Here is a 25,717-nt window from a genome sequence, read left to right as displayed (position 1 = left end):
CCCTACTCCCCATTCCCCATTCCCGCGGCGTACGTTCATACGCTGGCACCTGCTACCGGCACCAGCCGCACGGACTCGCAGTCGTAGACCTTCTGCAGCTGGTGGCACAGGGTTTCCGGCGGGCGCGTGCCATGGATGTCCATCTGCACGTGCCAGCGGCCGGCATCGTCGGCATTGCGGTTGCCGGCGATGTTGCTGAAGGCGAAGCCGCGCCGTTCGACCATGCCGATCACGCGCACCAGCGCGCCTTCGGCAGGCTTCAGCACCAGGTCAAGCCGGTATTGCATTGGAACTCTCCTGCGCTGCCTTGGCATGGGCTGGGTTGCTGTCCAGCATGGTGCTGTTGGCGTTGTTGGGCGGCACCAGCGGCCACACGTTGGCGCGTGCATCAATGGACACATGCAGCAGCATCGGGCCGCTGCAATCGAACAGCTCGGCCAGACCGTCTTCCACATCATTGCGGTCGACGATGCGCTTGGCCTTGATACCGAATACCTGCGCCAAGGCAACGAAGTCCGGGTTGTCGGACAGGTCGATCTCGCTGTAGCGCTCGGCGTGGAACAGCTCCTGCCACTGCCGGACCATGCCCAGCGAGGAGTTGTCCAGCAGCACGATCTTGATCGGCAGCTTGCAGCGGGCGATGGTCACCAGCTCCTGCACGTTCATCATGAAGCTGCCATCACCGGAGACCAGCACCACGGTGCGATCGGGACAGGCGAACTGCGCGCCCATCGCTGCCGGCAGGCCGAAGCCCATCGTACCCAGCGCGCCGGAGGTCAGGTGGTTGCGCGGGTGGTTGAAGCGGCAGTGCTGGGCAACCCACATCTGGTGTTGGCCGACGTCGCAGGCAATGACGGTGTCCGCCGGGGCCACTTCGCTCAGTCGCTTCAGCAGGCGCGGGGCGTAGATCTGCTCGCCCGGTGCATCGTAGCGGGCGCTGAACTTCTCGCGGTTGGCGGCACAGCGGGCACGCCAGGTATTGCAGTTGGCGCGCTCGCCGGTCAACGCCAACAGGCCGTCGCGGACATTGCCGGGCAGCGAGATGTCCGCGCCGCGTAGCTTGGAGATTTCATAGATGTCGGCATCCAGGTGGATGACGCGGGCAAACGGAGCGAACTCGGCCAGTTTGCCGGTGGCACGGTCGTCGAAGCGCGCGCCGACCACGATCAGCAGGTCCGAATCCTGCACCGCCATGTTGGCGGCGCGGGTGCCGTGCATGCCCAGCATGCCCAGGTATTGCGGGTGGTTGGCGGGCAGCGCGCCCAAGCCACGCAGGGTCAGCACGGTGGGGATGCCGGTGGCTTCGACGAACTGGCGGAACTCGCCGACCGCATCGCCCAGGGCGATGCCGCCGCCGCCGTAGATCACCGGCTTTTCGGCCTGTGCGATTGCCGCCAGTGCCTCGGCCAGTGCCTCGGCCGCGGGTGCCGGAATCGGGTCGACCGAGGCCGGCACGTGATCGGGCAGATGTGCGGCATTGGCCAGCTGCACGTCCTTGGGCAGGTCGATCAGCACCGGACCGGGCCGCCCTTCGCGGGCGACACGGAAGGCTTCAGCAACCACGTTCGGTAGCTCGTCGACGCTGCGCACCAACCAGCTGTGCTTGACGATCGGCAAGGTCATGCCGAACACATCCAGTTCCTGGAACGCATCGGTACCCAAAAGCGGCGTACCAACCTGGCCGGTCAGGCACACCATCGGTACCGAGTCGAGCATGGCGTCGGCAATGCCGGTGACCAGGTTGGACGCACCCGGGCCGGAAGTGGCCACGCATACGCCTACCTTGCCGCTTGCGCGGGCATAGCCATTGGCGGCGAGCGCCGCGCCCTGCTCGTGTCGTACCAGGATGTGCTTGAGGCTGGAGTCCACCAATGCGTCGTAGAACGGCATGATGGTGCCGCCCGGGTAACCGAACAGCGTTTGCACGCCTTCGGCTTCCAGAGCCTGCGTCAGCCAGCGTGCGCCGTTACGGGGCGCACCGGGGGTGGAAGTGTTCATGCAGCGACCTTTGCCTGTTGCGGGTGGGGGACCGCGGATTACGCAGTCTGACCTTGCAGCCAAACCATCTTGGCGCGCAGTTCCTTGCCAACCTTTTCAATCGGGTGTTCCTTGTCGGCCTGCTGGAACTTCTTGTAGTTCGGCAGACCGGCTTCGTACTCGGCTTCCCAGTTCTTGGTGAAGGTGCCGTTCTGGATGTCGGTCAGCACGTCCTTCATGCGTGCCTTCACCGAGGCATCGATGACGCGCGGGCCGCTGACGAAATCGCCGTACTGCGCGGTCTCGGAGATGAACTCCAGCATGCGGGTGATGCCACCTTCGTAGAACAGGTCGACGATCAGCTTCAGTTCGTGCAGCACTTCGTAGTAAGCAATTTCCGGCTGGTAACCGGCTTCCACCAGCGTCTCGAAGCCAGCCTGGACCAGCGAGGAAGCGCCACCGCACAGCACGGCCTGCTCGCCGAACAGATCGGTTTCGGTCTCTTCCTTGAAGGTGGTCTTGATGATGTTGGCGCGGGCGCCGCCCAGGCCAGCCGCATAGGCCAGTGCGAACTGCTCGGCCTTGCCGCTCTTGTCCTGGTAGACCGCGTAGATGCACGGCACGCCGCGACCGATTTCATACTCGCGACGTACCAGTGCGCCCGGGCCCTTGGGTGCAACCAGCACCACGTCCAGATCCGCGCGCGGCTCGATCATGCCGAAATGCACGTTCAGGCCGTGTGCGAACAGCAGGCAGGCGCCTTGCTTCATGTTCGGTGCCAGCACCTCGTTGTACAGCTTCTTCTGCACCATGTCCGGGGTCAGCACGGCGACCAGGTCGGCGTCCTTGACCGCTTCGGCCGGGCTCTTGACGGTGAAGCCATCGGCCTGCGCCTTGACTTCGGTGGGGCCGCCGGCGCGCAGGCCGACAACTACGTCGAAGCCGGATTCACGCAGGTTCATGGCATGGGCGCGGCCCTGGCTGCCGTAACCGACGACGGCGATTTTGATCTGGGGCAGTTCGTTGGTGCTCATGGTGCTTGGTTTCCTTGCAATGAAGAGAGTCAGGCAGAAATAAAAACGGCCGTTGCGTCAGGACGCAGCGGCCGGGGCGGGCGGGGCAGACACCATGCAGGTCGCAGCGCTGCGGCAGGCGGCGTTGGCGGTGTGTTTGTTGGAGGTGTCTGGGGTCGGGTACATGGTTTCAGATGAAATAGAAGCTGGAAACGAAAAACCCCGCGCCGGGGCCGGTGCGGGGTCTTTGTTCGAATCTGGCATTTTCTGCTACGCGCCAGCTCGTCCCGCCCCTGTAGGTTCGGTAATAAGTACGAGTACAAGCAGCGACGCCGCGGCGTGAGCCGGGGTCGAAAGCGTGTTGGCGGTGGTGTTGTGGCGTTGCAGCATTAGTCGAGATAACCACCGCAGGCAGGTGCGTGTCAACGCTTGCAGGTGTGATTTTCTGGATTCGGTGCGTAAGCCCCGTCGTGGCGGCATGGTTGCGGCTGAAACCTACAGGTTCAATCAACGGCGGAGGCTGGATTGCGCGGATTCGGGCCAATCCGGGGGGCTTGGATTGGCGCGGGAGAAAAATATTGCCCGGTGGTGATTGGATTGCGCCGCTTTTGCCGGTTTAGGAAGTAAGAGGCTCTTTTCTGGGCCTGCCGGAGGAAGGAAGCCATGATGCAGTTAACAGGACAGGACATCACGTGTGCAGGCGCACACCGCTGTGACGGAGCCAGTGGCGAGCCGACGACAGGTCTGGTGCAGCTGATGGGCCAAGGGGTTGGGCTGCCTGCACCGCTGATCTATCGAAAGGGTTGGACCCTGCTCGGCTACCTGGCGATCGAGTCCAACCGCATGCATTCGCGGGCAGCACTGGCGGCCTTGTTGTGGCCAAACCTGGGTGAGACCAGTGCCCTGACCAATCTGCGCCAGGTGCTGAGCAACCTCAATCGCTTCTGCACCCTGGCTTTGGGGGAGGGCATCCTGCGCATCGAGCGCTCTGCGGTTGGTCTGATGCGCGGCAGTGAGCCACTGTTCGATGTCGATCTGCTGCAGCAGACACCGTGTGAGTCAGTCCACCTGATGGCCGAGCAACGGGTGTTCCTGGATGGAATGGAGGACATAGCCGATTCCAACTTCCAGAGCTGGCTGGCGAGCACCCGGCAATTGCTGGACGCGCAGCTGCTCGATGCGGCGGCGCGCTGCTGCGATGAGATGCTGGAAGCAGCGCGTTGGGAGCCCGCGGTACAGCTGGCCAATGCCTTGAGTCAGCGTGATCCCTGGAATGAGGCACATACCCGGCGGGTGATGCGCGCTCATGCCGGCAGGGGTATGCGTGCTGCGGCGCTCAATGTCTACCAGCGATTCGAATCGGTACTGCGGCAGGAGCTGGGCCTGGATCCAGGCCAGGAGACGCGCGGCCTGCTGGAGCAGATCAGCAGTGGGCCCAGCGGCGGACACGAGGCAGTCGGCTTGATTGGAATGGCGTCTGCGCGGATGTAGGGCTGGGGTGCAGGCGGTGGTCTGCAAGCTTGCTGTCTTACTGTGGGAGCGGCGTAAGCCGCGAAGCTGAGGTTGCTCGAACCTCTTCGTCTGATGATGTCCCTGTTTCGCGGCTGACGCCGCTCCCACAAAGACAGTCCGATGCCCGCGGTCCAGCTTGGCTGGTTTGAGCACTTGGGTGACGGGGAGTACAGTACGAGGCGCATGCGCAAGGCGTGCGTCGATACGGTGGCTGGGCTATCGTCCAGCCATTCCCTTGTTGGTTGCCCGCCATGCTGCGTACCGCGTTGTTGCTTGCTCTATCCACTGTGGCGGGAGCGGCGTTTGCCGCAGACCGTATCACTGGTCATGAATTTGCCACCCGTTCGGAAGTCATCGCGCCGCATGCGATGGCGGCCACGTCGCAGCCGCTGGCCACGCAGATCGCGCTCGACGTGATGAAGGCGGGTGGGTCGGCGATGGACGCGGCCATCGCTGCCAACGCTGCACTGGGATTGATGGAGCCGACCGGCAATGGCATTGGCGGTGACCTGTTCGCGATCGTGTGGGACCCCAAGACGCAGAAGCTCCATGGTTACAACGGCTCGGGCCGTTCTCCGCGCTCGCTGACGCTGGCGGAGTTGCAGCGGCGTGGTTTGAAGGAAATTCCAGCGACCGGGCCGCTGCCGGTGTCGGTACCCGGCGCGGTAGATGGCTGGTTCGCCTTGCACGAGCGCTTCGGGCGCAAGCCGATGGCCGAGAATCTGGCGCCGGCAATTGCCTATGCGCGCGCAGGGCATCCGGTATCGGAGGTCATCGCCTACTACTGGGATCGCTCGGTGCCCAAGCTGTCGCAGTATCCGGGCTTCAAGGAGCAGTTCACCATCGATGGGCACGCGCCGCGCAAGGGGCAGATGTGGCGCAATCCGAATCTTGCAGACACCTTGCAGCAGATTGCTGACGGCGGCCGTGATGCGTTCTACAAAGGTGACATCGCTCGCGGGATTGGTGACTACTTCAAGGCCAATGGCGGCTATCTGAGCTACGAGGACATGGCCGCCCACCAAGGCGAGTGGGTCGATCCGGTCAGCAGCAATTACCGCGGCTATGACGTGTGGGAGCTGCCGCCGAACAGCCAGGGCATCGCCGCGCTGCAGATCCTCAATGTGCTGGAGGGCTACGATTTCTCGAAGATTCCCTTTGGCTCGGCCGAACACATCCATCTGTTCGTGGAGGCCAAGAAGCTGGCGTTCGCCGATCGTGCCCGTTTCTACGCGGACCCGGCATTCTCGCCGGCGCCAGTGCAGCGGCTGATCTCAAAAGAGTACGCCGCACAGCGCCGCGCGCTGATCTCGATGGACAAGGCCTTGAAGGAAGTGCAGCCGGGCACGCCCAGGCAGTTGGAGCAGGGCGACACCATCTACATGACCGTGGCTGATGCCGACGGCATGATGGTGTCACTGATCCAGTCCAACTATCGCGGCATGGGCAGCGGCATGGCGCCGCCGGGACTGGGCTTCATCCTGCAGGATCGCGGCGAGATGTTCGTGCTGCAGAAGGACCATCCCAATGGCTATGCACCGGGCAAGCGGCCGTTCCAGACCATCATTCCGGCCTTCATCACCAAGGATGGCAAGCCGTTCGCCAGCTTCGGCGTGATGGGTGGTGCAATGCAGCCGCAGGGGCATGCGCAGATCGTGATGAACCTGGTCGACTTCGGCATGAACCTGCAGGAAGCCGGCGATGCGCCGCGCATCCAGCATGAAGGTTCCACCGAGCCGACCGGGCAGGCCACGGCGATGCGCGACGGCGGCGAGGTCAATCTTGAAACCGGTTTTGCCTATGAGACGGTGCGCAGCCTGATGCGCAAGGGGCATCGTGTGGTGTTTGCCGACGGCCCTTATGGCGGCTACCAAGCGATCATGCGCGACCCGGAGAGCGGCGTTTACTACGGCGCCTCGGAAAGCCGCAAGGATGGGCAGGCGGCGGGGTACTGATCTTCGCTTCTTGTGGTTGTGGCAGGGCCAAAGCCAAAGCCAAAGCCAAAGCACCCCTCCCCTTCGCTGCGCGAAAGGGAGGGGACCGTTCTTGGCGATCTACAAGATGGCGACGGAGCCGCTTCTACTCCCTCCCTTTCGCGCAGCGAAGGGGAGGGTTGGGGAGGGGTAGCTCTTCGCTGCCACACTTACCACCCAATTGTTCAGCCACATTGCGCAGCTGGATGCCAAGCAAGCCACATCCACCACGGCAATTCACAGCTCCCATCTACTTGTCCAGACCTGACGAACGCTCAGTGACTGCCCGCGCTTCTTCCTGCGCTGCCTGCTCGCGTTCGATCCATGCCTCCATCATGTGTCGCGCGCGTTGTGCGAGCCGACGCTGGCGGTTGTGCTCGGCGTCCAGTACCCGGTACAGCGAAATCATCACCAGCACCATCAACAACGCGAACGGCAGTGCTGCGATGGTGATCATGCCCTGCAGTGCATCCAGCCCACCTGCGAGCAGCAATGCTGCGGCGATCAGGGCAACGGCAATGCCCCATACCAGTTTGCGTGACAGCGGTGGATCGCCGGCCTCATCGGTGGACATGCTGGCCAGTACCAGCACCGCAGAGTCGGCGGAGGTGACGAAGAAGATGACCAGCAGCACCAGCGCCAGCCCCGATAGCAGCAACGAGGCCGGCATGTTGTCGAACAGCGTGAACAATACCGTTTCATAGCCATTGCCCAGCGCCTGGACCAGATCGGCCTGACCAAACAGCTGCGCCCATAGCGCGGTGCCACCGAACACGGAGAACCACAGGAAGCCGAGCAGGGTAGGCGCCAGCACCACTCCTACCACGAACTCGCGCACGCTGCGGCCACGTGATACCCGCGCAATGAATGAGCCCACGAACGGCGCCCAGGCGATCCACCAAGCCCAGTAGAAGATGGTCCAATCGGCGACCCAGGTGCTGCCAGAGAAGGGCGACATGCGCAGGCTCATCGTCACCAGCTGGTTCAGGTAGGCGCCCAGCGTGGTGGTGAAGGTGTCGAAGATGAAGCCGGTTGGGCCGAGCACCAGCACTGCGGCAAGCAGCAATGCCGCCAGCGCCAGATTGAAGTTGGACAACCACTTGATGCCACGGTCCACGCCGCTGGTGGTGGAGAGCATGTAAAGCACGAAGGCGATGGCGATAACGGTCATCTGCAGTGGCACGCCTGCGGTAACACCAAACACACGTTGCAGGCCGGCAGCAATCTGGATGGTGCCGAACCCCAGCGTGGTTGCGACACCGATTGCGGTGGCAACCACGGCGGCAATGTTCACCAGCTTGCCGATCCAACCGCGATGATGGCGGCCGATGACCGGTTGCAGCATGTCGCTGATCAGGCCGCGGCCGTTGCGGTTGTATTGGAACCAGGCCATTGCCAGCCCGATCAGCGCATAGATCGCCCATGGATGCAGGCCCCAATGGAAGAACGAATAACGCATCGCGGCGCGGGCGGCATCCATGCTTTGCGGCGGCAGGCCTTCCGGTGGGGTGACGAAATGCGATATCGGCTCGGCCGCGCCCCAGAACACCAGGCCGATGCCCATGCCGGCGGCGAACAGCATCGACAGCCAGCTGGCGCGGGAAAAATCCGGCTCGGCGTCTTCGCCGCCGATGCGCAGGCTGCCGAAGCGGCCGAACGCCAGGTACAGCAGGAAAGATAGTGTCAGGAACACGATCAGCAGGTACATCCAGCCAGCGCCACGCACAACCTGGGCCAGCGCGGCCTGTACCACGTCGTTGAAGGGGCCGGGCGCGAGGCCGGCAATGAGCACCAGTAGCGCGACCAGTGCAATGGAAATACGAAACACCATGAAGGAGCTTCTCCGATCAAGTGAGTGATTGAGGGGAGCGAGCCTGAGCTTGCAGGACAGCCGGCTGGCACCATGGTGCCGGGCCGGGAAAGGAGGGGCGGCAAGCGCCGCAAGGCAGTCATTCGAAACGAGCCTGCGCGGGATGTTACTGAATGGCGCGTCACGACTACGTTAGTGGCTTGTGACGTTGTGCAAGGCAAGGCCTGCTGGCAGTAGCTGCAGCCCGTTGACCGACGCTCCTGCTGGCTTGGCTTTCCCATCGATTGCAGGTCTAATGACGCCCGAAGCGGGGGTACCGTGACCATTGGGTCGCGGTTGAGACATACCCTTCGAACCTGATCCGGCTCATACCGGCGTAGGGAAGCTTCGTGTGCCGCCAGTCGCTGTGCCCGCTATGGGCAAGGGCCGGCTGGCGTACGCCTTCGCTTCGTTCCGTCATGCGAATCCCTCGCGTGGCCTTCGCACCCCGCGTGTGGATAGACAGGACGAATGCCAATGAACGCACAGCCCAGCCTGCAGCAACAGGCCCAGCAACTCTCCGAGTCGGTGACCCGGCCGATCCCCGGTTCGCGCAAGATCTTCGTCGCCGGCTCGCGCCCGGATCTGCAGGTGCCGATGCGTGAGATCGCGCTGACCCGCACGCCAACCTTGTTCGGCGGCGAGGAGAATCATCCGGTCACCGTGTATGACACCTCCGGCCCGTACACGGACCCACAGGCCAATATCGATCTGGCAGTTGGGCTGGCGGCGGTGCGCACAGCCTGGATCGAGGAGCGTGGCGATACCGAGCAGTTGGCCGGGCTCAGTTCCGAGTTCGGTCGCGGCCGTCAGCACGATGCGAAGCTCGACGCGGTACGCTTTCCCGCGCGCACGTTACCGCGTCGGGCTATCGGCACTGCCAACGTCACCCAGATGCACTATGCGCGCCGTGGCATCGTTACCCCCGAGATGGAATACGTCGCCATCCGCGAGAACCAGCGGCTGGACGCGGTGCGTGATGCCGGTCTGCTTGCGCAGCATCCGGGGCAGAGCTTTGGTGCCAACATCCAACAGATCATCACCCCGGAATTCGTACGCGATGAAATCGCGCGCGGCCGCGCGGTGTTGCCCAACAATATCAACCACCCCGAGTGCGAGCCGATGATCATCGGCCGCAACTTCCTCACCAAGATCAACGCCAACATCGGCAACAGCGCGGTGTCGTCCGGTATCGCCGAGGAAGTGGAGAAGCTGGTGTGGGCGATCCGCTGGGGCGGTGACACGGTGATGGATCTGTCTACCGGCAAGCATATCCATGAGACGCGCGAGTGGATCGTGCGCAACTCACCGGTGCCGATCGGCACCGTGCCGATCTACCAGGCGCTGGAAAAAGTGGATGGTCGCGCCGAAGCGCTGACCTGGGAGATTTTCCGCGACACCTTGATCGAGCAGGCCGAGCAAGGCGTGGACTACTTCACCATACATGCCGGCGTGCTGCTGCGACATGTTCCGCTGACGGCAAAGCGCGTTACCGGCATCGTCTCGCGTGGTGGCTCGATCATGGCCAAGTGGTGCCTGGCGCACCATAAGGAGAACTTCCTTTACACGCACTTCGAAGACATCTGCCAGATCATGAAGGCCTATGACGTGTCCTTCAGTCTCGGTGACGGCCTGCGCCCGGGTTGCATTGCCGATGCAAATGACGCGGCGCAGTTCGGTGAGCTGGAAGCGCTGGGCGAGCTGACCAAGATAGCGTGGAAGCACGATGTGCAGACCATCATCGAAGGCCCTGGCCATGTGCCGATGCAGCTGATCAAACAGAACATGGACAAGCAGCTGCAGGAGTGCGGTGAAGCACCGTTCTATACGCTGGGGCCACTGACCACCGATATCGCGCCGGGTTACGACCACATCACCAGCGCGATCGGTGCGGCGATGATCGGCTGGTATGGCACTGCGATGCTCTGCTACGTGACGCCGAAGGAGCACCTGGGCTTGCCCAACCGGCAGGATGTGCGCGACGGCATCATGGCGTACAAGATCGCTGCACACGCCGCCGATCTTGCCAAAGGCCACCCTGGCGCGCAGGTCCGTGACAACGCCTTGAGCAAGGCGCGCTTCGAGTTCCGCTGGGAAGATCAGTTCAACCTCGGTCTGGATCCGGAGAAGGCCAAGGAGTTCCATGATGAGACGCTGCCCAAGGATGCGCACAAGCTGGCCCATTTCTGCTCGATGTGCGGCCCGCATTTCTGCTCGATGAAGATCACCCAGGATGTGCGTGAGTACGCCGCCGAGCAGGGGCTGGATGAGGCGCAGGCGCTGGCGATTGGGATGGCCGAGAAATCGGCACAGTTCCGCGAACAGGGCGCGCAGGTCTATCGCGTCGAATAGGCCGGTGAGTCGGGGCGGGGCATCCACGCGGGTGCCCCGGCCACTGCTTGACGCCAGCGCGGGTACGGACGTGGTAGCGTGCAGCCGTCCACACCAGGGGTAGACCATGAAACTTCGCTTTGTTGCTCTGTTTTTCGTCTTGTCCACGTTGCTCCTGCTGGGCGCCTGCGCCAGCACCCCGCGCGTCGCCAGCCAGGCAGATCCTACTGCCGATTTTTCAAGCTACCGCAGCTTCGCGTTCTTCAGCCCGCTGGCGCTTGAGCAGCACGGCTATACCACCATCACCAGCAACCGCATCCGCGCGGCGGTGCGTTCACAGATGGAGTCACGCGGTTACCGCTTCGATGAAGCCAATCCGGACCTGTGGGTGAACCTCAACGCCTATCTGCAGGACAAGACCCAGGTCACCACGATGCCGGAAGTGGATTACGACTATTACTACAGCTACCGCGCCCGCGGCTATGTTGCCGTGCCGTACTGGCGCGACCGCACTGATGTACGTCAGTACACGGAAGGCACCTTGAACGTGGACGTGGTGGATGTGCGGAAGAAGCAACTGGTTTGGGAAGGCGTTGCGGTCGGCACGGTCGGACGGCTGAAGCCGGAACAGCGTGGCGAGCGGATCGATGCGGCGGTGGCGGCGATCTTTGCCACCTATCCGTATCGAGCCGGGATGGCAGCTAGCCCCACCCCCTGAGCTCCGCGCCTGCGGGACTTGGTTCAACTACACCGTTCGGCACCGGCAATGAAGGGATGCGTATGCACTCGCGCTTGAGATGGATCGTGATGGCGCGCAGGCACCCGTCGGCGTGGTTGCTGGCGGTGCAGTTGCTCGGCGTACTGCTTTACCCGGCGATGGAGCATATGCCGGCCGGACGCGCGCTGTTCGGTGCGTTCGGCATGCTGGTGCTGGGGTTGGCGGTATGGGTGGTGCGGCGCAGCCCGTTGCTGCTGTGGCTGGCGTTGACGCTGGCGATTCCGGCGGTGGTGTTCTCGATCGCCGGTGCCTTGTTGGGGCGCCATTCGCTGATCGCGGTGGCGCAGGCCTTCGAGAGCCTGCTGTACTTCTATACCTCATGCAGCTTGATTGCCTACATGCTGCAGGACCACAAGGTGACACGCGACGAGTTGTTTGCCGCTGGCGCCACCTTTACCTTGCTGGCTTGGGCGTTCGCGTTTGCCTATTCAGTGTGCCAGCACGTCTATCCAGGCAGTTTCGTAGCCACCAGCGAAGGCGATTTCAGGAGCTGGGTTGAGTTGCTTTATCTCAGCTTCAGCTTGTTGTCAGGGGTGGGCCTGAGTGACGTGGTTCCTGTGCATCCGCAGGCACGTGCTTTGGTGATGCTGGAGCAGTTTGCAGGCGTTATGTACGTTGCGTTGGTGGTTTCAAGACTGGTTGGCCTGACCATCTACAAGGCAGAGAAAACTGAACGCTAGATAAAAAAATCGCGCCAGAAGGCGCGAATCATGCAGCTGATTATGTAATTTCGTCGGCGAGAGAGAGCCTGATGTCGTCCACGTTTGGCACGTGGGGAACTTCGTTAGAGTAATATCTGTTCCAGATAAAACATTTGCTCTGTGCGTTGATGCCTTTTGCGGAACTTGGCGGCTTGTAAGGGGTTGGACCCGGAAAGCTGGACACAGGATTGGTGTCCGCCAGCGATTTTGAAAGACCGCGATGGCAACGAACCCCACCGAAAAACCTAGCTCTGACCGACTGCGCGTCGGTGAGTGTCTGGTGGTGCTTTCCTCTCGCGAGGTGCATCTGCCAGGGACACGCAAGACTCAGCGGCTCACACCGAAATCGGTGGGGGTGTTGTTGGCGCTTGCGCGTAAGCCAGGCCAGGTCGTGACCCGCGACGAGCTGTTTGCCGAGGTCTGGCCGGACACCATGCCGACCAATGACGTGCTGACCCAGGCTGTGACCCAGTTGCGCAAGGCGTTCGCCGCAACCGAGGCCGGTGAGGGTGCACCTTATATAGAAACCATCGCCAAGACCGGATATCGGCTGCTTGCCGCGGTGGTTTGGGAGTCGACTCCGGAAACTGCGACTGTTGATGCGTTCGAGAGCACTGACGCGGCGGTCGCTGATCCAGCGTCTGCGGACGCGCGCGAATCAGCACGCTACAAACGTCGCAAGGTGCGTCGTTATGGCCTGCTGGCAATCGGCATTGCCTTGTTGCTCAGCACGCTGGTGATGGCATGGTTGTTGTGGGGGCGTGGAACGCCTTCGCAGGCGGATGCAACGGTTGTCGAGGGTAATCGGGTGGTGGGCAGTCCTGCGCGCCCCTATCGGTTGATTACCGCGACCGAAGACGTTGAGGTAAATCCTTCACTTTCACCTGATGGTGCGTTGGTTGTGTTCGCGCGCGAGCGCGACAATCGCTCCAGTCTGTGGATACAGAGTGTGAGCAATGCGACCGCCACGCCACTGCTGGCAGCGCCTGCCGGGGCCTCGGACCGTTTCCCGGTGTGGTCGCCGAATGGCCGCAATATCGCCTTTGCGCGCTTCCTGCCACAGGGCGACTGTGAAGTGTTGGTAGTGTCGGCAACCGGTACCGGCCTGCGCCGGGCCACGCGTTGCGATGGTACAGACATGCTCAGCTTTGACTGGGCGCCGGACGGCGCCAGCCTGCTGTTTGGTTCCATGACCGGTCGTTACGCGAGCCGCGGCATCCGCAGTCTGGACCTGGCATCAGGGCGCTGGTCCTCGTTGCAGTACGAGATTGGTGCAGACGACTTCGACTATGCACCGCGCTACTCGGCGGATGGGAAAAAGATCGGTTTCGTACGCAATCCCCAGGTGGGGGATATGTGGGTGATGGATGCCGATGGCAACAATGCGCAGCGCTTGACCGACGAGGCCGCCGAAATCAGGGGTTGGAGTTGGTTGGGCTCGGATGAAATGGTGTTCGGCCGTCGTATCGACAGCGAGGCGCGCCTGTATCGCTTGGATGTGGCGACGCGCGCCTTGCGTGACATGGGTATTGATAACGCACAGAGCCCCGCGGTGTCGCGTGGCGGTGGCAATCTGGCGTTCATGCGCAGCCAGCCGCAGTTCGGCTTGTACCGTATTCCGCTGGGAGCAGGAGCAGGGCCGGCGCAGCGCCTGTTTGCTTCCTCCGCGCGTGATGGCCAGCCAATGGTCTCACCCGATGGTGCGCAGTTGGCCTTCACCTCGGACCGGTCTGGTGCGTTTGCACTGTGGTGGGCGCGCCTGGATGAGCCGGCCTCTCTGCAGATGATTGAAGGGGTGCGCCCCGAGGCGCGGCAGCCCATGGACTGGTCCGCCGATGGGCGGCGTCTGCTGGTGACTGGACGTGATACTGACGGGGCACCTGGCATTTACGAAGTGGCACCGGAAGAGGGCCATTGGGTAAAGCTGGCAGTGCCAGCGCGTGAGCCGTTGCAGGCTGTGTATGGGCCTACCCCCAATACGCTGCTGGTTGTGGAACGCGGCGACGACGAGCGGATGGCGTTGACCCTGTTTGACCGCAGCCAGCAGCCGTGGACGCGCTTGGCGTCATTGGAGGGCGTGTCGCAGGTGCGATACGACCAGGCTGGGCAAAGGGTGCTGTTCACCCGATTGGCAAGTGGCGGTCTTTGGCAGGTGGCGCCGAGCTTGGCCGCGGGCAGTGTGAAAGCCGTACACGCTGAGCTGCCTAGCCGCTGGCGTTATCGCGCTTGGGCCGTGGCAGCCAATGGCGCAGTGGAGTACCTGGAAATAAGTCGGGACTGCAGTAGCCGGCTCACCGCCATCGCCGGTGATGGCGCCAGTCAATGCCTGGACGCGAGCCGCTTCAGTGCGAGCAATGGTGTGAGCCTGGCACCGGATGGAAGTGCGGTTTTCATCGCCTTGGCCGCCGCTGACAATGCCGATATCGGGATGATGCGCATTCCGCATCGCGCGCCTCGCCGGGTGATGGGGTTGGCTAAGTGGTTGTCCCCGTAGGAAATATTGGCTTCGGAAATTTTTCGTAAGCCATATCGGGAATATTTCGCAGCATTCTCGCCGGACTTTCCTGACCCGCGCCGCCAAAGTTGGCAAAACGTTCGCTCAATAAGAGCAAACGATGGTGTGCGACATGCGGCAGGTTTCGTGGGTGGATCGTGGTCAGTCTGTATCGTTCGAAAAACCCGCGGAGGATGGCCCGCGTCCAGCTTGCGTTGGCGTGGCGCGATTGGGCAGCCTGCAGACCTCGGGCACGGTATTCACAGTATGGCTGCAGCTGCGTGGCACCGCATGGGTGGAATCCAAGGAAGGCAAGTTCCGCTTGCGCCAGCGCGAGTGGATCGCCTTCGAGAAGGAATCGCGCCCGCTGATCCAAGCTGGCCGTGATGGCATGTGCATTGGTGTCAGTCTGGATGCCGATGCCTTGCGCATGCTTGGCACACTGGCTGATAGCAGTGTTTATACCGGCCGTGGCCGAATGAGCCTGACTGAGGCGCGTTTGGCGCTGCGCCTGTGGCGCGAAGCGCAGGCGCCGGGTTCAACCATCCACCAGCTGCGTCCACTGTTGCTGCACCTTGCCTCCCTGCAGCGTGATCTCGCCGGCACCGTGCAGCGTTGCCCGGGGCGCTCACGTATCCGCAAGCGACAGGTATTTGGTCGCATGCAGCGTGCGCGCATGTATCTGGAAGGCAATAGCCATCGCGTCGTACGTATTGGCGAGCTGGCCGAGCTGACCAACTTCTCCAGTTGGTATCTGTCCAAGACCTTCCAGGCGTTGTATGAAGAGAGCCCGCAATCCTTGTCGGCGCGGTTGCGACTTGAACGCGCAGCGATGCTGTTGCGTGATACCGACATGATGATCGGTGAAGTGGCATCTGCCAGCGGTTTTGACAACTGTTGCAGCTTCGCGCGTGCGTTTCGTGCACGTTTCGGTGCGTCGGCCACGCAGTATCGAGAGACGCCACTGGCGTTGAGGCCAGATTCGGCAAAGATTAAGGATGGCTCGCGCAAAACCAAGGTGGCAGTACGAACGTAACGTTCAGGGGTGTTTAACACACCGCTAACTTTGTCGTTTGTTTAGCTCTTTGGAGAGATTGATGAAGCTTCGTAATTCTGCAGTGCGGTTGGGCTTGCTCCCGGCCGGCATTGCTATTGCCTTGACCCCCTCTTTTGCTTCGGCGCAGGAAGCTGCTGCCGGTGCGACCACTCTGGATCGCCTGGAAGTCACCGGCTCGCGTATTCGCGGCGCTGACATGGAAACCCAGCAGCCGGTCGTCACGCTGACCCGCGAAGCACTGGAAAAGCAGGGCTTCACCTCTGTTGCTGACGTTCTGCAGAACCTGACCTCGGCCGGCTCCCCGGCCATCTCGCGTTCGCAGTCGCTGTCGTCCGGCGAGAACGTGGGCGGCTACTACGTCGACATCCGCAACCTTGGCGCGCAGCGCACCCTGGTGCTGATGAACGGCAAGCGCCTGGGCGCCACCACCGCTGGTATGCAGGATCTGAGCCAGATTCCGATGGGCGCGGTTGAGCGCATCGAAATCCTGAAGGATGGCGCCTCGGCCATCTACGGTTCGGACGCCATCGCTGCTGTGGTCAACGTGATCACCCGCAAGCGCTTTGACGGCGGCGAAGCTTCTGCCTATGTCGGCCAGTACGGCGAAGGCGACGGCGAGACCACCCAGTACTCGATGACCCTCGGTACCCAGGGCGAGCGCGGTGGCATCACCATGGCCGCTGAGTACTACAAGGCCAAGCCGGTGTGGGCCAAGGACCGTGACTTCAGTGCTTACGGCAACTCCGGCCCGGCTTACCCGGGTGCTGGCGCCAGTGCGATCAATGAAAAGGGTTCGTTCTGCGACCCGTGCGCTACCCCGGGCATCAAGCCGGGTCAGCCGGGTTACGTGGCCAACAAGGATGTGCTGTGGTACACCCTGAAGGACGGTGGCAACCCCTCCAACCGTTCGGATTACCGCCTGCAGACCGCTGAAGATTCGGTCAATGCCAACCAGCAGATGGGCGTGCAGACCGGCATCGAGCGCAAGTCGCTGTATGTCAACAGCAACTACGACCTGACCGACTCGATCACTTTCAATGCGGACGTGATCTACAACGAGCGCAGCACCGATCAGCAGATCGCTGGCTACCCGTACCAGGCCACCTCGATGGGCACCCCGCTGTCGGGCGACAGCGTGTTCAACCCGAACAAGGGCAAGGACACCACCTTCCGTCGTCGTCTGTGGGAAGTGCCGCGCACCACCGAAAGCAAGCTGAAGACCCTGCGCTTCGCCCCGAGCATCGAAGGTTACTTCGAGTTCGCTGGCAAGACCTTCGACTGGGACGTCGGTGCGCTGTGGAACCGTAACGAATCCACCAAGATCGGTCATGGCGACATGAGCCTGATCGCTTCCGAGCAGGCCCTGGGTGCTTCGTTCATCAACAAGGATGGCGTGGCTCAGTGCGGTACCGCTGCCAACCCGATTGCACTGTCTGATTGCCGTCCGTGGAACCCGCTGCTGCCGTACGGCGTGGCTGGCCCGGGCTCGCTGGCCGATGCTGCCACGCAGGCTTTCCTGTTCCCGCAGTTCACCAACACCGGCCTGACCAAGACCACCAGCTTCACCGCCAACATCGCAGGTTCGGTTCTGACCCTGCCGGCCGGTGACCTGGGTGTCGCGATGGGCGTTGAGCACCGCGAAGAGCAGGGCCGCTATGTACCGGACGCGTTCGCGCAGTCGGGCATGAGCACCGGCCTGGCTTCGACCACCACCTCGGGCAAGTACGAGCTGGACGAAGTCTACCTGGAGCTGAACATTCCGGTCCTGAGCGACATGCCGTTCGCCAAGGAGCTGAGCTTCAACGTTGCCAGCCGTTACTCGGACTACAGCAACTTCGGTGACACCCTCAACTCGAAGTTCGGCTTCGTGTGGCGTCCGATGAGCGAGCTGCTGGTTCGCGGCACCTACGCTCAGGGCTTCCGTGCACCGACGATCGACGATCTGTACGGCGGCATCAACAGCAGCTTCGAGACCTACACCGATCCGTGCGGTATTGGCTCGACCAACAGCGTCAATGGCAATGCTGCCTGTAACAATGCAGGCGTTCCGCTGGGCTACACCCAGCTGGACCAGAGCATGAAGCCGTGCACCTCGTACCCGTGCGCCACCCCGGACCAGTTCATCTCCGGTGCCAACGCCAACCTGCGTCCGGAAACCTCCACCAGCAAGACCGTTGGTCTGGTGTGGAGCCCGCGTTGGGTGCAGGGCCTGGACATCTCGCTGGATTGGTACCGCTACGAGATCAGCGACATGATCATCAGCGACAGCGTGGACCGCATCCTGCGTGACTGCTACGTGCTGGGCAATGCTGCTCGTTGCGAAGGCATCACCCGTGCTTCGGACGGCCACATCAGCGCCATGACCTATGGCCTGGCCAACCTGGGCGAGATGAAGACCGAAGGTTACGACCTGGGCGTCAAGTACCGCCTGCCGGAATTGGCCATCGGTCAGTTCAACATCGATTGGCAGACCAGCTACCTGTCCACCTACGATGAGCAGGGTCAGAACGGCAACGGTGACAACATCACCATCGGCCGCGTTGGCGAAGCCGGTCTGTTCCGCGTGCGTTCCAACGTTGGCGTGAACTGGTCGAAGGGTGACTTCGGCGTGTCCTACATGGCCCGTTACTACTCGGGTATGAAGGAAAGCTGCGTCACCAACCGTCCTTGCACCGAGCCGGATCACATGGCTAACGGTGAAGGCGATGCCATCCGCAAGACCGGCTCCAACACCTTCCACGACCTGCAGGTCAGCTGGAAGGCGCCGTGGGATGCAACCGTGGCCGTCGGTGCGAACAACCTGTTCAACCACCAGGGTCCGATCATGTTCTCGGCACCGAACTCGAGCTTCCCGTACTACGGCGGCTTCGACATCGGTCGCTTCCTGTACATGAAGTACACCCAGCGCTTCTGATCCATCGAAGCACTGTGATGCATGACAAAGGGTGGGCCGCAAGGCCCACCCTTTTTCTATGCGCGCTCACCGGTCGATGGATCAGTGCGGCGTGCTTTGATCGCCAATAAACGGCCTGCGAAAGCATGGTCAAGTGCAGTCAGTCCACTTAGTCCGAGCCCGTAGCCCGGGTAAGCGCCGCGCACCCGGGATGAACGATGCAATGGTGGTCAACGTCCCGTACGCATGGCGGCTGCATTCGACACGCTGAAACAACAACGGCCGCTATGCGGCCGTTGTCTTTCAATGCTTGATCGTGCAGTGCACGCTGGCCTTGGCTCAGGCCTCGAGGCTCACGCCCATCAGCTCATCGGCCATTGCCCGCCACTGCTCCAGCTTGGGCAGTACGCCGACATTGGCCAGATACTGCTCATCAACTGCGGTACCGGCGGCCAGTGCAGTGGCGACGTGGACAGCACCGGCCACCCAGAAGCTGCGCACATTGGAGCGCCCCGGCTGCAGTTGGAAGGCGACGGCTTCGATGATCGGCATCGGCAGGCCCCACAGGCCCATCAGATAGGCGCCGGCCTCGGCATGGCCGGGACGCGGGTCATCGGCATCGGCGGGCTGGCGTTCGTCACGTACGCCGGGCAACAGCAGGCCGATGTCGGCCAGCAGTGCGGCGGTGGAGCCCAGCTCGGCGCTGGATGCAGGCAGCATCTTGGCGGCCAGGCGTGAGGCCATCAGTGCGCGTGATTGCAGTGCGTTGCGATCGGGCCCGGACATGCCGGGCAGGGCGAATACTTCACTGGCCAATACCAGGTCGCGCAGGGTGGCCATGCCCAGGCGGGTGACCGCGCCGCGCAGATCGGAGATGGCGCGGCCGCTGTTGAAGAACGCCGAGTTGGACAGCTGCAACACCTTGGCAGCGATTGCCGGGTCGGCCGCGATCAGCTTGGCGATCTCCGCGGAGTCGCTTTCTTCGTCCTCTTCCAGAGCGTGGGTCAGGCTGATGTACAGGTGTGGCGGCGAGGGCAGCTTTTCGATGCGGCCGATGGTCTGGCGCAGGTGCGGGCTGTCCAGCAGTTCGCGCAGCTCCTCCAGGCTGGTCAGTGCTTCAAGCAGCACCTCCGGGGCCAGTGGCAGCGGCAGGAAACGATGGGCCACGCCAATGATGCGGGCCGATGGCACGCGCTGATTGTTGTCGCCGTCGATCAGTGCGATACGGATGGTTTCCGGGCGCAGCGTGCGGATCTGCCCGAGCAGGGTGGCCGGGGCCAGGTCGGGCAGTACCGGCGCAACGATGATCGCGTCGATGGTGGCCGAGGACACCGCAACAATGGCAGCACTGCCATCCGGGACCGACTGTACTTCCCACTCATCGCCCAGATCGGCGACGTACTCAAGCAGCTCGGCCGACAGGTTGGCTTCGCCACCGACTAACAGGATTCGCAAGACACTTCCCCTTGGACAAAACGCAAAAGCCGCACAAAAAACAGGCCGGAAACCGGCCTGTCAATGTAGCTGCTTGCTGGCAAAGGGTCATGCCCTCTACCAGGAAAACGTGATGGTTGTCGCTACGCAGGGCCGAGTATTACGGCCGCACGCAGCGCCAATCAGACGTCCTGTTCCTGGGTGGCAAGGTAGCTCTTGTGCGCTTCGACCAGGATGCGCTTGGCTTCGGCGGCATCGCCCCAGCCTTCGATCTTGACCCACTTGCCCTTTTCCAGATCCTTGTAGTGCTCGAAGAAGTGGCCAATGCGCTCCAGCCAGTGGCTGGACACCTGGGCGATGTCTTCGACGTGGGCGTAGCCACTGAAGATCTTGGCGACCGGCACGGCGAGGATCTTCTCGTCGCTGCCAGCTTCGTCGCTCATCTTCAGCACGCCGACCGGGCGGCAACGCACAACCGAGCCCGGGACCAGCGGCAGCGGCAGCACCACCAGCACGTCGGCCGGGTCGCCATCGCCGCACAGGGTCTGCGGCACGAAGCCATAGTTGCAGGGGTAGCGCATCGGCGTGGACAGGATGCGATCGACGAACATCGCGCCGCTTTCCTTGTCCATTTCGTACTTCACCGGCTCCGAATCCTTCGGGATCTCGACGATGACGTTGATTTCTTCCGGCGGGTTCTTGCCCGGCGAGACCAATTTCAGGCTCATTGCGCTGACTCCGAATCGTTGTTGGTTGAAAAAGAGCTCCATTCTACGCGCACCACTATTGCGACGCACCAAACCTCAGCCGCGAGGGCGTTCTCTGGGGCGGGTGGGGCGCTGGGACACACTGTCGCGCAATACATATGAGAACCATTATCATTATCAATGTATGCTTGCCCGCCCCAGGGCGCCTTGTGCAGGCGGCCCGTCCTGCCTTCACAGCCTCCAATGTCCAGCAACGCCGCCACCTTGACCGAACTGCTGATCCGCGAACGCCCGGCGTTGCTGCGTCTGGTGCGCCAGATCCTTGGTAGCGACGGCGGTGCGGACGACGTCATCCAGGGGGTGTGGTTCAAGGTCCGCGGGGTCGGTAACGAGCCGGTGATCGGCAACCCGCGTGCCTACCTGTACCGGCTGGCCAGCAACCTGGCCACCGATCACGGCCGTGAACGTACGCGTCGGCTGCGTCTGCAGGCCGAGAATTATCTGTGGGGAGCGGACGAGGTGCTGTCCACCGAAGAGCAGGTTATGGCGCAGGATGAGCTTGCGCGGGTACTGGAAGCCGCCGAACACTTACCCGAGCCCACCCGCAGCATGTTCCGCCTCAACCGCCTGCAGGGCCTGACCCAGCCGGAAGTGGCGCGGCGCATGGGGGTATCGGTGACCACCGTCGAAAATCATCTGCGTCTGGCCCTGCAGCGCCTGGCCTGGGCGCGCAGCGGCAACTAGTCTGGCAGCTAGCCTTGGGGATGCGGCGCTGCCAATCGTCTTGTATTCCGTCCGTACCCACCAACTGCGTAATCACCTGAGCCAGCCCATGCGCCCGCCGTCATCTTCCGTTCCGTCCGAGAATCCCGTTGCGCAGCAGGCGCGCGACTGGCTGCTGCGGCTGGCATCGGGAACCATGGGCGAGCCTGACATGCAGGCGTTCGAGCAATGGTTGCGGTTGCCCGGGCACCGCCATGCGTTTGAACATGAACGCGTGCTTTGGCGCAGCGTGGCGGCCCGTCCGCAGACCACCGTGGTGGTGCAGCGGACGGCGCGGCACGTGCAACGGCGCTGGTTGGCGGCGGTGGCGGTGCTGGCGTTGTTCTGTGGGGTAATGTCGGCGCCGGAGCTGGCGCTGCGCATGCGCGCGGACCACCGTGCGGATGTGGCCATCCAGCATGTCAGGCTGCCCGACGGTTCAACCGCGGTGCTGGATGCTGGCGCTGCCATTGCCGTGCACTACGGCCAGGCCACGCGGCGTATCGAGCTGCTACGCGGGCGCGCCTGGTTCGAAGTTGTGCCGCAAGCCGGCGCACCCTTCCGCATTACCGTCGGTGATGGCGTGGTGGAGGATATCTCCACCGCGTTCGTGGTCAGCCGGGATGCTGATCGCGTCGATGCCGCGGTCGAGCAGGGGCGTGTGCGGGTTGCAGCGCGGCCGGATCAGGGGTGGATGTACCTGCAGGCTGGCCAGGTCGCTGGCTGGAGCAATGGCGGCGTTGCCGAGCGCGGTACGGAGTTGGCGCCTGATCACGTCGCTGCATGGCGACGCGGCGAGCTGTTGCTGGAAAACGTGCCGGTGACGCAGGTGCTGGCCGAGTTGGGACGTTATCGGCCCGGTCATGTATTCGTGCGTGGTGATCTGTCGGCGTTACCGCCGATCAATGCCGCGTTGCGGCTGGATCAACCCGAGCAGGCGCTGGATGCGCTGGCTACGGGCAGTGGCTTGCGCGTGACGCGGTTGCCGTTCGGCATCGCCATCGTGCAGGCACAGGAAAACGAGCTGCCAGCGCGTCGCTAGCTGAGCTGGGCGAATGATCTTGGGGGTTTGCCCGGCTCATTCGTCTTAACCCCGACCGTACCTCAGCCGCCGCCACGTACGTCGAACCTCCGCCGCCTGATTGCGGCTTCGACAACAGGATTTTCAATGCCCAGTTCTTTCCGCGCCGGCCCACGCCTGCGCCTGTCCCGTCTGCACGTCGCGATGTTGGCCGCCGGCCTGGCAGTGATGACGCCATCCGTTCCCGCAATGGCGCAGGCCACCGTGGCCAGCGCCAGCGCACAGTTTGATATCCCAGCGCAGCCGCTTGCCGCAGCACTGGGTCAGTACATGCGTCAGTCTGGCGTACAGGTGGCCTATGCCGCAGCCCTGGCTGACGGTGCGACCTCGGCACCGGTTTCCGGCCAGCTGGCACCGGCAACGGCGCTGCAGCAGCTGCTGCGCGGCACCGGCCTCGCTGCCCGTCGCAGCGGCAATGGTGCGGTGACGCTCGAAAAATTGCCGGCGGGTGCCAACGCGGACGACCTGGTCGTGACCGGCACGCTGAGCGTGGCCGGCGATCAGCGCGGTGGCGAAGGCAGCGGCAGCGACGCCGCGCGCCTGCTCGATACCTACCGCACCACCGGTTCGACCGCCTACATCCCGCAGCAGACCATCGAACGCTTCCGTGGCACCTCCACCGCCGACATCATCAAGGGCGTGGCTGGTGTGACCGCAGGTGATCCGCGCGTGGGCAATGCTTTGGATGTGAACATCCGTGGCATCCAGGGGCAAAGCCGCATCCCGGTGATCATCGATGGTGGCCAGTCGACCATGGATACCTACCGCGGTTATGCGGGCCAGTCGCAGCGCACCTACCTCGATCCGGACCTGATCTCCAACATCACCATCACCAAGGGCCCGAGCCTGAAGGCAAACGCCTCTGGCGGCATCGGTGGCGTGGTCGAGATGGAGACCTTGAAGGTGGATGACGTGCTGCGCGAAGGCCGCGATAGCGGTATCCGCGTGCGTACCGGCCTGGCCAACAACAGCGCCAACAACGTGCCCGATTACAGCGCCGCACCGCGTACCGACCGCAACGCCACCGGCAACCAGTTCGCCAACGTGGCCGTGGCCCAGCGCTGGGATCGTTTCGATCTGGTGGCGGCGTATGCATGGCGCGACACCGGCAACTACTTCGGCGGCAAGCACGGCTATGACGACTTCCCGCAGACCCGGCGCACGCTGGCACCGCTGAACCCGCCGCGCACCGAAGTGTTCAATACATCGTCACGTTCGGAATCGGCGCTGCTCAAGGGCACCTGGCGCATCGACGATGCGCAGACGCTGGAACTGGGCTACCGCCGCTACGAGGGCACCGCCGGCGAGATCATGGCCTCGCAGATCATCCGCGTGGACCGCGACCGCGTGCCGCAGTGGGACCCGGGCCACGTTGACATGGACAGCTACAGCCTGCGCTACCGCTTCAACCCGGACAGCAGCCTGGTCGATCTGCGTGCAAACGCCTGGTACACCGACGCCGAAAGCCTGATGTACAACAGCCTGACCGGCATCACTCCGTGGTACTTCGACCGTCGCACCGAGTGGTATGACGCGCCGAGCTTCAGCGGCAACCCGGGCTACAAGGATGCCTACGCCAATCCGCTGAAGCAGAAGCGCTTCGGCTTGGACGTGAGCAATACCTCGCTGCTGGAAACCAGCGCCGGTCTGTTCACCGTTGACTACGGCCTGTCGCTCAGCGATGAGGACATCCGCCCGAACTCGCCGATCATGCATGACGATCTGGTCAACAACCGCTTCCTGCGCAATGCCGAGCGCAAGGAATACAGCGCGGTCGCATCGATCAAGTGGGAGCCCAATGAGCATTGGGAGTTCATGGCCGGTGGCCGCTGGAACCGCGTCAACGTGCACGACCGCAATCGACTGGCGAAGGAAGACAAGTTCGAGGCTGATGGTCAGTACCGCTACACCCAGCTGCTCAACGGCGACCCGAGCCTGCCGTCGTGGCGTGCCAAGCGCATCGCGATGCTGAACTGGTACCCGGACGCCAATGGCAACTTCACTGAAGCGTCGCTGCTGGCCTCTCCGTACAAAAAGGGCACGGTGGCTGACATCGGCGGCTGGAACTTCTATGACGCCGATGCCGCCGAAGATCTGATGGTGCCGGTGAGCTGGACCTGGTCCAAGCCGATCAAGCGTCGCGACAGTGCGTTCTCGCCGACTGCAAGCGTTACCTACCACTTCGACGACGACAGCATGGTCTATCTCAAGTACGCCGAGGGCACCAAGCTGCCGAGCCTGTTCGAGACCACGCTGGGCCTGTTCACCGCCGCCAAGCCGGTTGGCGAACTGAAGCCGGAGCGCTCCGGCAGCTGGGAAATCGGCGCCAGCACCATCAAGCGCGATCTGTTCGCCAATGGCGACCAGCTGGCACTGAAGCTGGCCTACTTCGATACCCGCGTGGATGACCTGATCACGCGCGATTACCGCACGCTGTCGGCCGGGCTGATCCGCAATGTGGATCGCTTCAAGGTGTCGGGCATGGAGTTCCAGTCCAACTACGATGCCGGCAAGGTGTTCGCGGACCTGTCCGCGCACTACTACTTCAAGGCCAAGAACTGCGCGCCGGATATCGCCGCAGAGCGTCGCGAGTACGGCATCAAGCGCAACATCGAGGAATTGAAGAACACGCCGAACTGCGTGGACGGTGGTTTTGAAGGCTCCTACAGCAATACCCAGAACCCGCCGCGTTACACGGTCAATGTGACGCTGGGTTCGCGTCTGTTCGACGAGCGGCTGACCTTCGGCACCCGCGTGGTGCACAACGCCGGCCCGATCAGCAAGCTGGACAAGGAATGGAATGTCGGCCTGTCGGCGATCCAGCAGTTGTACCGTCCGGCGACCATCGTCGACCTGTTCGCCAGCTGGTCGTTCAATGACCAGTGGAACCTGGACCTCAACCTGGACAACGCCACCGACCGTTACTACCTGGACCCGCTGGCGTTGGGCATCTTGCCGGCACCGGGCCGCACCGCGCGGATGGCACTGACCTTCCGCTATTGATGGATAGGGTGTGATCGATGCAGCAGGTGATCCCGGCGCGGCAGCGCCGGGATCACCGGTTGCAGCACACCATGCAGGCCACTTGGGGGGATGCCCCCGAAAGACGTCTCAATCAGGACGACCGGTGAATCCATCAAAAGATGCAGCCGGTT

General features: G+C 62.9%; 17 protein-coding genes and 1 riboswitch. Of the genes, 11 read left to right on the top strand and 6 right to left on the bottom strand.

The features are described 5' to 3' along the window. Positions 1-35: 35 nt before the first annotated feature. The 3 genes from ACVOLZ_RS12110 to ilvC are packed head-to-tail and all read right to left on the bottom strand — an operon-like array spanning position 36 to position 3,011. On the bottom strand, positions 36-287 hold the full coding sequence (locus ACVOLZ_RS12110) for an ACT domain-containing protein (protein ID WP_481508604.1): 252 nt from the start codon (positions 285-287) through the stop codon (positions 36-38). Next, positions 271-1,998 (bottom strand): acetolactate synthase 2 catalytic subunit, encoded by a 1,728-nt coding sequence (gene ilvG, locus ACVOLZ_RS12105; RefSeq protein WP_481516360.1) that lies wholly within the window; start codon positions 1,996-1,998, stop codon positions 271-273. Before ilvG ends, ACVOLZ_RS12110 begins: the two co-directional genes overlap by 17 nt. A 38-nt stretch (positions 1,999-2,036) precedes the next feature. Next, positions 2,037-3,011, bottom strand: a complete 975-nt coding sequence (gene ilvC / locus ACVOLZ_RS12100) for a ketol-acid reductoisomerase (protein WP_481516359.1) — start codon at positions 3,009-3,011, stop codon at positions 2,037-2,039. A gap of 645 nt (positions 3,012-3,656) precedes the next feature. Between ilvC and ACVOLZ_RS12095 the strand changes: the two genes are divergently transcribed. Both ACVOLZ_RS12095 and ggt read left to right on the top strand, forming a co-directional pair. Next, on the top strand, positions 3,657-4,481 hold the full coding sequence (locus ACVOLZ_RS12095; RefSeq protein ID WP_481516358.1) for an AfsR/SARP family transcriptional regulator: 825 nt from the start codon (positions 3,657-3,659) through the stop codon (positions 4,479-4,481). A gap of 272 nt (positions 4,482-4,753) precedes the next feature. Then, positions 4,754-6,457 (top strand): gamma-glutamyltransferase, encoded by a 1,704-nt coding sequence (ggt, locus tag ACVOLZ_RS12090; RefSeq protein ID WP_481516357.1) that lies wholly within the window; start codon positions 4,754-4,756, stop codon positions 6,455-6,457. Positions 6,458-6,725: 268 nt separating this feature from the next. Here ggt and ACVOLZ_RS12085 read toward each other — a convergent pair whose 3' ends face one another. Beyond that, positions 6,726-8,306 (bottom strand): BCCT family transporter, encoded by a 1,581-nt coding sequence (locus tag ACVOLZ_RS12085; protein ID WP_481516356.1) that lies wholly within the window; start codon positions 8,304-8,306, stop codon positions 6,726-6,728. A gap of 278 nt (positions 8,307-8,584) precedes the next feature. Next, positions 8,585-8,686, top strand: a riboswitch (TPP riboswitch). Positions 8,687-8,801: 115 nt separating this feature from the next. On the opposite strand from ACVOLZ_RS12085, the gene thiC reads away from it, so the two are divergent. From thiC to ACVOLZ_RS12055, 6 genes are all read left to right on the top strand, one after another. Next, positions 8,802-10,676 (top strand): phosphomethylpyrimidine synthase ThiC, encoded by a 1,875-nt coding sequence (gene thiC, locus ACVOLZ_RS12080; protein ID WP_481516355.1) that lies wholly within the window; start codon positions 8,802-8,804, stop codon positions 10,674-10,676. A gap of 139 nt (positions 10,677-10,815) precedes the next feature. Further along, positions 10,816-11,373: a DUF4136 domain-containing protein gene (locus tag ACVOLZ_RS12075; RefSeq protein ID WP_481516354.1), complete on the top strand. Its 558-nt coding sequence runs from the start codon at positions 10,816-10,818 to the stop codon at positions 11,371-11,373. 56 nt (positions 11,374-11,429) lie between these two features. Further along, complete coding sequence (locus tag ACVOLZ_RS12070) at positions 11,430-12,113, top strand: ion channel (protein WP_481516353.1); 684 nt, start codon at positions 11,430-11,432, stop codon at positions 12,111-12,113. A 241-nt stretch (positions 12,114-12,354) separates the two neighbouring features. Continuing rightward, the gene (locus ACVOLZ_RS12065; protein WP_481516352.1) at positions 12,355-14,628 is read left to right on the top strand and encodes a winged helix-turn-helix domain-containing protein; all 2,274 of its coding nucleotides are present in this window, start codon (positions 12,355-12,357) and stop codon (positions 14,626-14,628) included. A 133-nt stretch (positions 14,629-14,761) separates the two neighbouring features. Then, positions 14,762-15,664, top strand: coding sequence for a helix-turn-helix transcriptional regulator (locus ACVOLZ_RS12060; RefSeq protein ID WP_481516351.1), 903 nt, complete (start codon positions 14,762-14,764; stop codon positions 15,662-15,664). Between the two features lie 61 nt (positions 15,665-15,725). Next, positions 15,726-18,599 carry a TonB-dependent receptor domain-containing protein gene (locus ACVOLZ_RS12055; protein ID WP_481516350.1) on the top strand — a complete coding sequence of 958 codons (2,874 nt, stop codon included), beginning with the start codon at positions 15,726-15,728 and terminating at the stop codon, positions 18,597-18,599. 318 nt (positions 18,600-18,917) lie between these two features. On the opposite strand, the gene ACVOLZ_RS12050 is transcribed toward ACVOLZ_RS12055, so the two are convergent. Then, positions 18,918-20,033, bottom strand: coding sequence for an HDOD domain-containing protein (locus tag ACVOLZ_RS12050; RefSeq protein ID WP_481516349.1), 1,116 nt, complete (start codon positions 20,031-20,033; stop codon positions 18,918-18,920). A 161-nt stretch (positions 20,034-20,194) separates the two neighbouring features. Beyond that, the gene (gene ppa / locus ACVOLZ_RS12045) at positions 20,195-20,740 is read right to left on the bottom strand and encodes an inorganic diphosphatase (RefSeq protein ID WP_481511682.1); all 546 of its coding nucleotides are present in this window, start codon (positions 20,738-20,740) and stop codon (positions 20,195-20,197) included. 222 nt (positions 20,741-20,962) lie between these two features. On the opposite strand from ppa, the gene ACVOLZ_RS12040 reads away from it, so the two are divergent. From ACVOLZ_RS12040 to ACVOLZ_RS12030, 3 genes are all read left to right on the top strand, one after another. Next, complete coding sequence (locus ACVOLZ_RS12040) at positions 20,963-21,463, top strand: RNA polymerase sigma factor (RefSeq protein ID WP_481516348.1); 501 nt, start codon at positions 20,963-20,965, stop codon at positions 21,461-21,463. Positions 21,464-21,551: 88 nt separating this feature from the next. Then, positions 21,552-22,523, top strand: coding sequence for a FecR family protein (locus ACVOLZ_RS12035; RefSeq protein ID WP_481516381.1), 972 nt, complete (start codon positions 21,552-21,554; stop codon positions 22,521-22,523). Positions 22,524-22,649: 126 nt separating this feature from the next. Next, on the top strand, positions 22,650-25,565 hold the full coding sequence (locus tag ACVOLZ_RS12030) for a TonB-dependent receptor (protein WP_481516347.1): 2,916 nt from the start codon (positions 22,650-22,652) through the stop codon (positions 25,563-25,565). Positions 25,566-25,717 lie beyond the last annotated feature (152 nt).

The sequence above is a fragment of the Stenotrophomonas sp. STEN020 genome (genome assembly GCF_056760195.1).
This window is presented reverse-complemented; position numbering and strand designations above follow the sequence as displayed.